The 12,182-nt window shown below is 56.1% G+C and carries 11 protein-coding genes; 8 read left to right on the top strand and 3 right to left on the bottom strand.

Annotated features, from left to right (window positions below; genetic code table 11):
* The first annotated feature begins 17 nt into the window (after positions 1-17).
* Genes ACR0BZ_RS10870 through ACR0BZ_RS10860 form a run of 3 tightly spaced genes read left to right on the top strand, consistent with a single transcriptional unit; the run spans position 18 to position 3,967 of the window.
* A complete protein-coding gene (locus ACR0BZ_RS10870; protein WP_480483461.1) occupies positions 18-977 on the top strand; it encodes a Bug family tripartite tricarboxylate transporter substrate binding protein in 960 nt (319 codons plus the stop codon).
* A 60-nt stretch (positions 978-1,037) separates the two neighbouring features.
* Complete coding sequence (gene sauS, locus ACR0BZ_RS10865; RefSeq protein ID WP_480483459.1) at positions 1,038-2,459, top strand: acylating sulfoacetaldehyde dehydrogenase; 1,422 nt, start codon at positions 1,038-1,040, stop codon at positions 2,457-2,459.
* Positions 2,456-3,967, top strand: coding sequence for a class I adenylate-forming enzyme family protein (locus tag ACR0BZ_RS10860; RefSeq protein ID WP_480832981.1), 1,512 nt, complete (start codon positions 2,456-2,458; stop codon positions 3,965-3,967). Before sauS ends, ACR0BZ_RS10860 begins: the two co-directional genes overlap by 4 nt.
* A gap of 195 nt (positions 3,968-4,162) precedes the next feature.
* Here the strand turns inward: ACR0BZ_RS10860 and ACR0BZ_RS10855 are convergent, their stop codons facing one another.
* Positions 4,163-4,327 (bottom strand): hypothetical protein, encoded by a 165-nt coding sequence (locus ACR0BZ_RS10855; protein WP_480832979.1) that lies wholly within the window; start codon positions 4,325-4,327, stop codon positions 4,163-4,165.
* A 343-nt stretch (positions 4,328-4,670) separates the two neighbouring features.
* Between ACR0BZ_RS10855 and ACR0BZ_RS10850 the strand changes: the two genes are divergently transcribed.
* The 5 genes from ACR0BZ_RS10850 to ACR0BZ_RS10830 all read left to right on the top strand — a co-directional run bounded on the left by ACR0BZ_RS10850 (position 4,671) and on the right by ACR0BZ_RS10830 (position 10,578).
* Positions 4,671-4,973, top strand: coding sequence for a hypothetical protein (locus ACR0BZ_RS10850; RefSeq protein ID WP_480920182.1), 303 nt, complete (start codon positions 4,671-4,673; stop codon positions 4,971-4,973).
* Between the two features lie 239 nt (positions 4,974-5,212).
* Complete coding sequence (locus ACR0BZ_RS10845) at positions 5,213-6,841, top strand: peptide ABC transporter substrate-binding protein (protein WP_480483451.1); 1,629 nt, start codon at positions 5,213-5,215, stop codon at positions 6,839-6,841.
* Between the two features lie 66 nt (positions 6,842-6,907).
* Complete coding sequence (oppB, locus tag ACR0BZ_RS10840; protein WP_209507493.1) at positions 6,908-7,831, top strand: oligopeptide ABC transporter permease OppB; 924 nt, start codon at positions 6,908-6,910, stop codon at positions 7,829-7,831.
* A 10-nt stretch (positions 7,832-7,841) separates the two neighbouring features.
* Complete coding sequence (locus tag ACR0BZ_RS10835; protein WP_209507494.1) at positions 7,842-8,771, top strand: ABC transporter permease subunit; 930 nt, start codon at positions 7,842-7,844, stop codon at positions 8,769-8,771.
* Between the two features lies 1 nt (position 8,772).
* On the top strand, positions 8,773-10,578 hold the full coding sequence (locus ACR0BZ_RS10830) for an ABC transporter ATP-binding protein (protein WP_480920181.1): 1,806 nt from the start codon (positions 8,773-8,775) through the stop codon (positions 10,576-10,578).
* A gap of 92 nt (positions 10,579-10,670) precedes the next feature.
* Here ACR0BZ_RS10830 and ACR0BZ_RS10825 read toward each other — a convergent pair whose 3' ends face one another.
* Positions 10,671-11,732 carry a YeeE/YedE family protein gene (locus ACR0BZ_RS10825; protein ID WP_480920180.1) on the bottom strand — a complete coding sequence of 354 codons (1,062 nt, stop codon included), beginning with the start codon at positions 11,730-11,732 and terminating at the stop codon, positions 10,671-10,673.
* Between the two features lie 42 nt (positions 11,733-11,774).
* Entirely contained in the window at positions 11,775-12,131 is a 357-nt protein-coding gene (locus tag ACR0BZ_RS10820; RefSeq protein WP_480483447.1) for a metalloregulator ArsR/SmtB family transcription factor, read from the bottom strand.
* Between the last annotated feature and the right edge of the window lie 51 nt (positions 12,132-12,182).

The following is a 12,182-nucleotide window of genomic DNA, read 5'->3' as shown; positions in this document are numbered from 1 at the left end:
ATAGGGAGGAAACGCAAATGAAACGGTTGATTACAGGGGCAGCACTGGCCCTCACGAGCCTGGCGGGCGCGGCGGTTGCCGAGGAGTATCCCGAACGCCCAATCATGATGATGGTCAGTTACGGCGCTGGTGGCGCAACCGACTTTCAGGCGCGGATTGTCACCATGACATCCGGGAATGAAGACGCGCTGGGAATGCCAATCGCCATCATAAACAAACCGGGCGCCGGAGGGCGTGTGGGTTGGAACTGGTTCGCAACCCAGGCCGACGCCGATGGCTACACGCTTGCTGCCTACAATGTTCCACATTTCATCGCCCAATCTATTAAGGGTGGGGTCGAGTATTCGGTCGACAGCTTTGAGCCCATCGCCAACTGGGGCGCCGACCCGGCTGTCTTCGTGGTTGGTGCGGACAGCCCGTTCAACTCGATGGAAGGTGTTGTCGCATATGCCAAGGAAAACCCCGGCAAGCTGACCGTGTCCGGGGCTGGGCTTTTTGTTGGTCACCACATTGCGGCTCTTCAAATCGACAAGGCTGCAGGAACAACGATGGCCTATATCCCGACCAAAGGTGGTGGCGCGGCGGCCATGAAAGCGGTAATTGCTGGCGAAGTCATGGGTGGTATAAACAACCTGTCGGATGCGTTCCGCGCAAAAGAGGCGGGCAACGTCAAAATCCTGGGTGTCGCAGATCTTGAGCGAAACGCGTTCCTGCCCGACGTGCCGACCATGATGGAACAGGGGCTCGATGTCGACAACTCGTCGGTCAATTTCCGGGGCGTGATGGTACCCAAGGGAACGCCGCCCGAGGTGATCGAGAAACTTGCGGAAACGGTTCCCGAGATGTTCGCCAACGATCGTGTGGTGAAAAAGATGGAAGCCGGCGGATCGCCCATGCACATCATGACACGCGATGAAGTGATCAAGATGTGGGAGAAACGTCAGCAAACACTGAACGAATTGTTGGCTGGGCTCTGAACCAGTCAACTCCCTACGGGGCGGAGTGGGTCCGCCCCGATCAAACAATCGAGGACCGAGATGAACGCTCAGGAAGGGGTTTCCCCCGAGATCGACGAAGTTGATCGCATAGTAGCGCATGCGCGCAAGGCCCAAGCGACCTTTGAAGAAAGCGGCAGTCAGGCGCTGTACGACAAGGCGGCGCTGGCGGCGGGATGGGCAATCATGGAGCCAACACGCAATCGGGCACTGGCGGAAATCGCTGTTGCGACCACCGGTCTGGGTAATGTTCCGGACAAGATTACAAAGAACCACCGCAAGACTCTGGGCTTGTTGCGCGATATCGCTGACGTGAAAACCCACGGCATCATTAGCGACAATCCAGCAACCGGCATGACCGAGATTGCACGTCCAATCGGTGTAATCGGTGCTGTGGTTCCATCGACCAACCCCGCTGCGACGCCGGCGAACAATATCATCAATGCGCTCAAAGGAGGCAACTCCATCGTGGTGGCACCATCCCCCAAAGGAGTCGCTTCCTGCGAGATGCTGATCGCTTTTATCCATTCAGAGTTTGACAAGCTCGGCCTCGATTGCGATCTGGTCCAGATGATCCCTGCGCCCGGATCCAAGGCCAAGACACAAAGGTTGATGGAAGCCGTAGATCGCGTGATCTGTACCGGCAGCCAGAACAACGTCCAACGCGCGCAATCCTGTGGAACGCCAGCAGTGGCGGTTGGTGCGGGCAATGTGACGGTGATTGTGGACGAAACCGCAGATTTGGCCGCAGCTGCTTCCAAGATCACGGCATCGAAATGCTTCGACAACGCGACGTCCTGCTCGTCTGAAAATGCGCTGGTTGTTGTAGATGCGGTCTATGACGCCTTTGTCGCCGCGATCGCCGTTGAAGGCGGTGCCTTGGTGCCATCTTCCGAGGCTGGAAACATCATCGCACGGCTGTGGCCCGATGGGCATCTCAACCGATCTGTAATCGCGCAGGACGCTGGCAAGATGCTTGAAGCACTGGATATGGCGGATAAGGTCCCCGAGGGGACCAAGTTCCTAGCCGTGGAAACTGACGGAATTGGCCCGGATCATCCTTTGTCGGGGGAAAAGCTCAGCCGGGTTCTGGCGCTTTATCGAGCGGCAAATTTTGAAGAAGCCAAGGTAATCGCGGCTCGTATTCTGGAACACCAGGGCGCGGGGCATTCTGTCGGAATCCATACCAGCGACGACGCGCGCGCGGTTGGGTTGGGTCGTGACCTGCCCACCTGCCGGGTCATTGTAAACCAGGCGCATACCTTTGCCACTGGTGGCAGCTTCACCAACTGCATGCCCTTTTCGCTGTCAATGGGCTGCGGCAGTTGGGGAGGCAATTCCATCGACACCAATCTGCATTGGCGGCATTTCGTTCAAACGACAAAGATCATCCGTGAAACGCCGCCGCGCGAGCCCGAATTGGAAGCGATATTTGGCGGCTATTGGTCGGAGGCGGGGCAATGATCGAACCACCCAAGGGAACCGTCCGGGACTGGCTTGACCGTCGGGCAAGCCGCGGGGGAACCGGGTTCGTTTTCCCGGACGGGGCGCGGGACCTGAATTGGGGTGAATTGCGTGACTCAGCTCGCCGCATCGCAAGCATGTTGACCGAACGGGGTGTGGCGAAGGGAGAAAGCGTCGCCATCCTCTACCCCAATTGCCGGGAAGCGCTTGAGGTCCTTTTTGGCGTTCTCTATGGCGGGTTTCGGGCCACGATGATCAATCTTGTCGCGGGTGACAGCGCCGTTGCCTATGCGCTGGAACACAGCGGCGCATGCTATGGATTTGTACATTCCGATCAAACGGACCTGTTCAGGCGAACGGCCAATCCTGCGAAAATCAAACAGTTGAAGGTGGCAGATGCCGTTGAGTCCGGCAGCAACCTGCATAGCCTCTCGCCTCATAGCCACGCGTTGTTGATGTATACATCCGGAACAACCGGTCGCCCCAAGGGGGTGGTCCACACACATTCCAGCCTGTTGGCAGGGGGTTGGACGACCAAAATTGCCCATGAATTGTCCGAGGCTGATCGCGGGTTTTGCGTCTTGCCGATCTATCATATTAACGGGCTCTGCGTGACGGTGATGGGAACACTGGTCTCAGGCGGATCGTTGGCCGTGTGCGAACGATTTTCTTCCAGCAAGTTCTGGGACAATCTTGGAAAGGCCGAGGCAACGTGGTTCTCGGTCGTGCCGACCATTATCTCGCACCTGCTGCACTCTGAGACTAGTCCGGATGCGCAATCCCGGCAACGCGTGCGTTTCGGGCGCTCTGCGTCGTCAGCCTTGGCGCCGGACGTGCAGCGTGGCTTTGAGGATCGTTTCGAAATCCCAATCGTGGAAACCATGGGCTTGACGGAAACTGCCGCTCAGATTCTGTCAAACCCGCTGCCCCCCGGCGTTCGGAAGATTGGTTCACCCGGCATTGCATATGGAAATGAGGTTGCAATTCTGGACGCGGAACTTCGGCCTGTACCTACCGGAACAGAAGGTGAGTTGGTCATACGCGGTCCGAATGTGATGCTGGAGTACCTCAATGACCCGGATGCTACTGCGGGCACATTTACTTCGGATGGCTGGTTGCTGACCGGAGATCTCGCCCGCATGGATCAGGACGGGTATGTTTATGTGACCGGTCGATTGAAAGAACTGATCATTAAGGGAGGGGAGAATATAGCCCCTCGTGAGATTGACGAGGCGCTTTATTCACACCCCGACGTTGTTGAAGCTGCGGCCTTTGCCCGCCCTTGCAAAAGCTACGGTGAAACCGTCGAGGCAGCGGTCAAAATTCGAGAAGGTTCTGAATTGACGCCGCAAGCTTTGTCAAAGATCTGTGAGTCCCAGCTAGGCCGTTTCAAGTCTCCTGACAAAGTTCATATTCTGATTGATCTTCCAAAGGGCCCTTCGGGAAAGATCCAGAGAAACAGGATCCTACAAATCGTTAGCGAGGAGGCGAGCGACTTGAAAATGTAGATGGCAATGCCGGTCCGACTCTACCTGAAAAATAAATGCCAAAACAACAGCGGGAATAGCCACAAAAGCAATTCCCGTCGCCAGCTTCAGCAGTGCCGAAGGCCTTTCAGTCGTCATGATTAGCGTGTTTCCATCAATGGTTCCACGCACCCGCTGTGGCAGATGCCTGAACGCCTCTCCTCTTTCAGAGCGATCTTACTCAACCGCCACCGTCACCGAGATTACCTTGCAGGTAAAGCGCAAAGCTGCTTCGGTGCCGTTCGCTTTGGCCACCGGTGTGGAAAGGTCGAAGCCAATGTCTGCTGTTTCGTCCGCCGAAAAGATGATGGCCTGCGTCTGGTCGGTCCTGCCCTGCGCCACCTGTATCTCGTCAACAAAGAGGGTGCCGTCCCGCCTTTGTCAGGGCTTCCACCGTCATAATCGAAATCGAGGACGACTTCATGAGTACCTTCGGTCACAGGTTCGGACGCCGAAACGGTAAGTATCTCGATCCCCAACCAGTTGTAGGCATAGGCTGGAACGCCATTTTCAACATAAAACGACCAGCCGCCAAAGCGGCCCGCTTGTGCGATAATAGCCGGGTGGTCTCCGTTAGAAGGTTCTTCGATATGTTCTGCAATGCGTTAGGAGAGGTTCTGGATATTCGGGGTCATGCCGGTCATGCCACTGCAATCGCCGAAGCTGCGTGTCGACGGAAAGGCCCATGCGATCACCCGAACTACTCGGCGCGCTCGACTCTGTGCAACAGAGCCTGACAAAGCTCAGTGATCTGACCCGTGGTATTCTGAACCGTGTGATACATGTAATGGACCACAGGCTTGCTGAAATGACGTCACTGATTCGCGTATTTTTTGGTTTGTCCGAGGCCAGAATGCTGTCGCCATTCGGGCACGAAGGATTGTTCGGATTTCGCGTGGCTTCACGAAAATGTCACGAAGACCGAGCTGATCCTCAGAAAATTGCCAGCGATAGGTCGTTGGAGATATTTCTGCTTGTGGTTGCCTAAAATTTCATCAAGGCTTTATCCCAGAGCCAAAAGATGTCACGGTTCAACGCAGTGAAAGACAACTTTCGCAACTTCTTTACCGACAGAAACCAAGAAAGCTGCGACGCAGTGTTCCTTGCGAATTGGCAAAACCAAAATCGAAATGGACGAAGTCCCAGCGGGCGTCGGTCTAATCCGGCTGCTGCGTGCGACCCCGATCAAGTGGGGCCGCGCGGCGACGAACATATGGGAGAGAAATCATGAACAGATACATTCGGAACTCAGTGGCGGGGCTTTTGTCGTCGACCATGATCACAGGTGCCGCGTTTGCCGCTGGCACGCATCCTGAAACCGGCGAAGCGCTGGCGGACGATCAAACCTTTACCTACCGCATTCTGGACGAGCACAGCTCGGTCGATCCGCAGGTTGTCGAAGACGTTTCCGGTGCTGAAATTGTACGCGACCTGTTTGAAGGGCTGATGAACCAGGATGAGGATGGCAATCTGGTTCCGGGCGTTGCCACAGGTTACACCGTCGATGACAGCAAGAAAGTCTATACCTTCACACTGCGCGGCGATGCTAAATGGTCGAATGGCGACCCGGTAACCGCCGGAGATTTCGTTTTCGCATGGAAACGCGCGGTTGATCCGGCGCTGTCCTCTCCTTACGCGTGGTTCATGGAGCTGATGTCGATCGAAAACGCATCAGCGATCATCGCAGGCGAAAAGCCGGTTGATGATCTGGGTGTCAAAGCCATCGATGACACGACCCTGGAAGTCACGCTGAGCGCGCCGCTGCCGTATTTCCCGCAGATGACAACGCATTCGACGACCTTCCCGGCACCTCAGAAGGTGATCGCGGAATTTGGCGATGAATGGACCAAGCCCGGAAACATCGTGTCGAATGGCGCGTATGTTTTGACCGAGCACCTGCCGCAGGAACGTTCGGTACGTGAGCGCAACGAGATGTACTGGGACAATGACAACACCATCATCGACAAGGTTGTGGCACTGGTCATCAATGACGAAAACGTAGCCCTGACCCGCTATCTGGCCGGTGAACTGGACCGGACCGAAGTTCCCGCCGGTCAATTCCCGCGTCTGCAGGAAGAGCATCCGGGCGAGGCTATCAGCTTCCCGCGCCTGTGCAACTACTACTACACGTTTAACGTGTCGGACAGCGGCCCTGAAGAATTCAAGGATCCCAAAGTTCGTCAGGCCCTGTCGCTAGCCGTTGACCGGGACATCATTACCAAGAATATCAAGGCCGGTGGCGAGCCGCCCGCGTATACATTCGTGCCAGAAGCAACCGCAGGTTTTACTGTCCCGGTCGTTGAAATGGCATCGATGAGCCAGGCTGAGCGCGATGAACTGGCCAAGGAACTGCTGGCCGAGGCCGGCTTCGGCGCGGATAACCCTCTGACCTTCTCGATGGTCTACAACACTTCGGAAGCCCACAAGAAAGTTGCCGTCGCGCTGAGCCAGATGTGGAAGCAAAAACTGGGCGCCAATGTTGAACTGGCCAACATGGAATGGAAAGTCTTCCTGGAAGAGCGGGGCAACCAGAACTTTGATCTGGCCCGCGGCGCGTGGTGTGGTGACTATAACGAAGCCTCAACCTTCCTTGACTTGTTGCAGTCGGATTCGGGCTACAACGACGGCAAGTATAACAATGCCCGCGTGGACGAGTTGCTGGCCGAAGCCAAAACTTCGGACGATCCGGCTCCGCTGTACACCGAGGTCGAGCGTATTATCGCTCAGGAAACCCCCGTTATCCCGATCTATCACTATGCTGGTGTCTACATGATGGACAGCGATGTCGGAAACTGGCCGGTCAAAAACGTAGAGCAAAACTGGTACTCCAAGAATCTCTACAAAATCGCCGAGTAATCATCTTCTGACCATGACCTGCCCCGAAGTTTTCTTCGGGGCAGCGCCATCTATTGGGGGCATTGAATGCTTGCCTATGTCATTCGGCGGGTGCTGACCGCCATACCGACGATCCTGCTGCTGATCGTCGCCTGTTTCTTTTTGATGCACTATGCGCCCGGTGGGCCCTTTACCTCGGAACGGACATTGCCGCCGCAGGTTCTGGCCAATATCGAGGCGCGGTACGGTCTGGACCAGCCGTTGTGGAAGCAACTCTGGGATTATCTGTACAATATCGTTGTGCATTTCGACTTTGGCCCGTCCTTCAAGTTCAAGGACCGCGATGTGAACGACATCATCGCGCAGGGCTTTCCGATCTCGCTGACCTATGGGTCGCTGTCCTTTCTGGTCGCTACTGTGGTGGGCATCGGACTGGGGATTGCCGCCGCAATCCGGCACAACAGCTGGATCGACTACTTTGCGGTTGGGCTGGGGATTGCAGCGCAGGCGCTGCCCAACTTCATCATGGGTCCGATCCTGATCCTGACCTTCACCCTGTGGCTGGGATGGTTGCCCGGCGGCGGGTGGAATGGTGGTCAGTGGCCCTATCTGATCATGCCGGTTATCGCCCTTGCGACATCTTACATGGGGTCGATTGCACGGATCACCCGGTCTTCAATGCTGGAGGTTCTGAATTCGAACTTCATCAGAACCGCCCGTGCCAAGGGCCTGCCGACAAGAACCGTGATCTGGCGCCATGCGATGAAGCCGACCTTGCTGCCGGTAGTATCTTATCTGGGGCCGGTGTTTGTCTATGTGCTGACCGGATCCGTCTTTGTTGACATCTATTTCTCGACCGGTGGTCTGGGGCAGGCTTATGTCGGCTCGGCCTTATCACGCGACTATGCCGTGCTGCTTGGGGTTACGATCCTCTATGGCGTTCTGACCGTTCTGGTAAACCTGCTGACCGATCTGGCCTATGCCTGGTTCGATCCGAAGATCCGCTACTGAGGGGCTGGATATGCTAGGAAAATCACAAAAAGCCGCGCATCTGGCCGAAGAAATCACCGATTATACAGCCGTTCAGGGGCGTTCGCTCTGGCAGGATGCGCGAATGCGCTTTGTACGAAACAAAGCGGCAATGGCCAGCGTGTTCATTCTGCTGCTTATCGTGTTGTTCACGATAATTGGCCCGTATTTTGCGGTCTGGAGCAATGAAGAGATCGACTGGAATGTCATGGGCGATGTCCGGGGCATGGGAATGCCGTCGATGGAAACGGGTCACTATTTCGGTGTCGATGATTTGGGGCGCGATTTGTACAGCCGCGTCATTCAGGCAACCACGACGTCCCTGCTTGTGGGGTTGATCGGGGCGGCGACCGCTTTGATCGTTGGTACGTGTTACGGCATTACTGCCGGGTATTTTGGCGGGCGGACGGATGGCGCGATGATGCGTTTTGTCGACATCCTTTTGGCTATCCCGACAACTCTGATCATCATTCTTCTGCTGGTTGTTGCCGGGCGATCCTTCTTCACGCTTTTCATCGCACTGGGCGCGGTTGGTTGGCTGACCATGTCACGTATCGTGCGCGGGCAGACGCTTGCCCTGAAGAACCGCGAATTCATCGAGGCCGCCCGAGCGGCGGGCGTCAGTGAATTTACGATCATGTATCGCCATATCCTGCCCAATCTGCTGGGTGTCGTGATCGTCTATGCCTCGCTTCTGGTTCCCGAGATGATCCTGACTGAAAGCTTCATCTCATTCCTGGGTCTGGGGATTTCCGAACCCTACACGTCACTGGGAAGACTGATCGCAGAAGGGGCGGGAACCATGGGCTATGGAACGCTGTGGCAATTGATGTTCCCGCTGACATTCTATGTCGCCATTATCATCACGATGTTCTTCATCGGCGATGGTTTGCGTGACGCTTTGGACCCGAAGGACCGCTGATATGAGTCTGTTTTCAGTAAAGAACCTGAGCGTCCGATTTGACACCCCCGATGGTGTCGTTGAGGCGGTCAAAGACATCAGTTTTGATATCAATCCGGGCGAATGCCTTGGTATCGTCGGTGAAAGTGGATCCGGCAAAAGCCAGACCTTCATGGCGGCAATGGGTTTGCTGCCCCCTGCCGGACATGCCAGCGGGTCAGCCAAGCTGAACGGTCAGGAGATTTTGAACCTGCCAGTGAACAAGCTGAACCAGATTCGCGGCGACGATGTCGGCATGATCTTTCAGGATCCTCTGACTGCATTAACGCCACATCTGAAGATTGGGCAACAGATGCGTGAAGTGCTGCAGGTCCACGAGGGCCTGAAGGGGTCAGCCGCGCGCGCGCGCTGTCTGGAGTGGTTGGACAGGGTGCGCATTCCCGAAGCGGACCGCCGTCTGGACCAGTTCCCGCACGAATTATCCGGTGGAATGCGACAGCGTGTGATGATTGCGATGTCGATGCTGTGCAGTCCCAAACTGCTTATTGCGGACGAGCCGACGACGGCGCTGGATGTTACGGTTCAGGCAGACATCCTTGATCTGATGGTTCATCTGCAAAAGGATGAAGGCACTGCAATTGCACTGATCACACATGACATGGGCGTCGTTGCGCGCATGTGCGACCGGGTTCAGGTCATGCGGATGGGCGAATTCGTCGAAGACGGTGAAACACGCGGGCTGTTCCGAAATCCGCAACACGAATACACGCGGGCCTTGCTGGAGGCGATGCCCCGGATTGATGCCGGCGACGCGCCGCGCGCTTTGGAAAAGGCCGAAGAACCCCTTCTCAAGGTCGATGACGTCAAAGTTCATTTCCCCATTCATGTCTCTGGCGGGTTGTTCGGGCGCAAGGTTCCGCTGAAGGCTGTCGATGGTGTCAGTTTTGATATTCGCAAGGGCGAAACTCTGGGTGTCGTGGGCGAATCCGGTTGCGGAAAATCGACACTGGCGCGCGCGGTCTTGCAACTGATCGAACCCAGCGCGGGGGGCGTCAGTTGGTTGGGCCATCCGATCGTCGGCTTGAAGCGGTCCGAGTTGAACAAGTACCGCAAGGACTTGCAGATCGTGTTCCAAGACCCTCTGGCCAGTCTTGATCCACGCATGACCATTTCAGCGTCGATTGCTGAACCGCTGAAAACCTACCGCCCCGATCTTACGGACCGGGAACGCAAACAGATGGTCGCCGCGATGATGGAGCGGGTCGGGCTGCAAGCGAACATGATCAACCGTTACCCGCACGAGCTGTCCGGAGGGCAGAACCAGCGCGTCGGCATTGCGCGGGCGATGATCAACAAGCCCAGGCTGATTATCTGCGACGAGGCGGTTTCAGCTCTCGACGTTTCCATTCAGGCGCAGATTGTCGAGCTGCTAAAGGAACTTCAGCAGGAATTTGGCCTGTCGATGATCTTCATCAGCCATGACTTGTCGGTTGTGCGTGCGGTATCGAACCGGATCATGGTTCTGTATCTCGGGCGAATTGTGGAAATGGGTGACGGTGAGGTGATCTGCTCGGAACCGATCCACCCTTATACTCAATCGCTGATTTCGGCCGTGCCGATACCGGACCCGGATGTAGAGCGGACGCGGCAGCGCCTCAAACTGCCGGGTGAGCTGCCATCGCCGCTGGATCCCAAAGCCGCGTTGCGTTTCTTGCCCAGTCGGCTGGTCAACGGTCACAGTGATTATGTTCCAAAGCTGCAGGAGGTCGCACCAGACCATTTTGTAGCGGAACACGACACACTGGATTCCATCATGGCCAATAGCTGAGAGAAGGGTCTGCTGCAGGTTTTCGGTGCTTGAAGCATGCGCCGAAAACCTGCGCAGGGACTGTACGAAGAAACCGTAGCGTGTGGTGGGGCTTAACGCTCGGGAATGAAAGACAATCCTGACACAAGCTGTCGCAGGCCAAGAGCTGCTCCGGCAAAGATCGCCGCAAAGGTTATGGGCGCGCTATAGGCCAGCAGAGAAAAAGCGGAGATGCCTTGTCCGACACTGCATCCAACCGCAATTATTGCTCCGGGCCCCATTATCGCCGCCCCCAGCATCTGCCGCTTAAGCTCACGTGGATCTTCGCAGGCTTCCCAGCGGAAATGACCTTTTGACCATGACCCGAGGAAAGCACCAATCAAAACCCCTGTAACCGAACCGACCGCAAACGAGAGCGTGTTGCCTGAGGCGGTCATGAGATAGAACACGGTATCACCCAAAGGCGCGGCAAACGTGTGTGTTTGCAAGGTCTCACCTTCAAACCCGTGTGTGGCCACCCAATTGGTGCCAAGCCAGCCTGAAACGACTGCTAATCCGACCGCCGCACCCCATAAAACCTGCGCAGGTGATTTGCGAAACCGATCATTTGTCAGGGAAAATACTACTATGGCCGAGCCGACAAGCGTTCCTGTAACCCATGCCGGTATCGACGTCAGCCGTTCGGCAAGGAAGCTGACGCTTTGAGGATTGCCGAGATCCATGGCTTCGGGAAAAAGCCAGATCCTGACATAGGCCAGAGGGCCGGACATGACCACATATGCGGAAAGGCCCACGATCAGGACAATGACGAATGACCGAAGGTCGCCGCCGCCAAGGCGTGCAAGCGCGCCATAGCCACAGTTTCCGCTGATGGCCATGCCATATCCGAACATCAATCCGCCAATGACCGATCCGATCGGATTCCATGTCTGCGCAATATAGGTCGTGCTGAACGGATTAATCCACCCTAACGCCATGCCCAAATGGCTGCCGACAATCGCAACACCTATCGCAACGGCCCACATACGCAGGCGCCGGTCGTCATTTGCATAAAGATAATCTTCAATCGCACCCAAGGTGCAGAACCGCCCAATGCGCGCGGCAAGACCAAGTACAATGCCGCCAACCAGACCGATCAGCGCAACTGTATTGGCGTCTCCCAGAAGTTCGAACATGGCCAGTCTCCTCCCAAAGCTGGCGGTGTTTCTCGCGGGCTTCTATTTGTCCCGACAGAAAAGATTGTAGACGACTTCCAGAATCTGAGTCGACCGGTCGTCCGCCAATCTGTAGTAGATCGTTTTGCCTTCGCGTCGTGTCTTGACCAGCCCTTCAAAGCGCAAGCGGGACAATTGTTGGGAAACGGCAGCCTGTCTGGCCGACAACATTTCCTCCATCTGCGTGACGGATTTTTCCCCTGATGACAAATAGCACAGAATCATCAGCCGCCCCTCATGGCTGATCGCCTTGAGGAAATTGGACGCCGTCTGGGCGTTATCCATCATCCTGTCCAAGTCCTCGTTGCACATGTCCTTGGTGAACACGGGCAGTTTCGACGGTTTGTCCAACACGATCATCTCGCTTTCGTGGCTTCACGTATTCAAAACAGTATATGTAAATCCCGAGGA

It is taken from the genome of Ruegeria sp. P8, from assembly GCF_056534665.1.
Note: the sequence above shows the minus strand (reverse complement) of the source record. Positions and strands in the feature narration are given on the sequence as shown.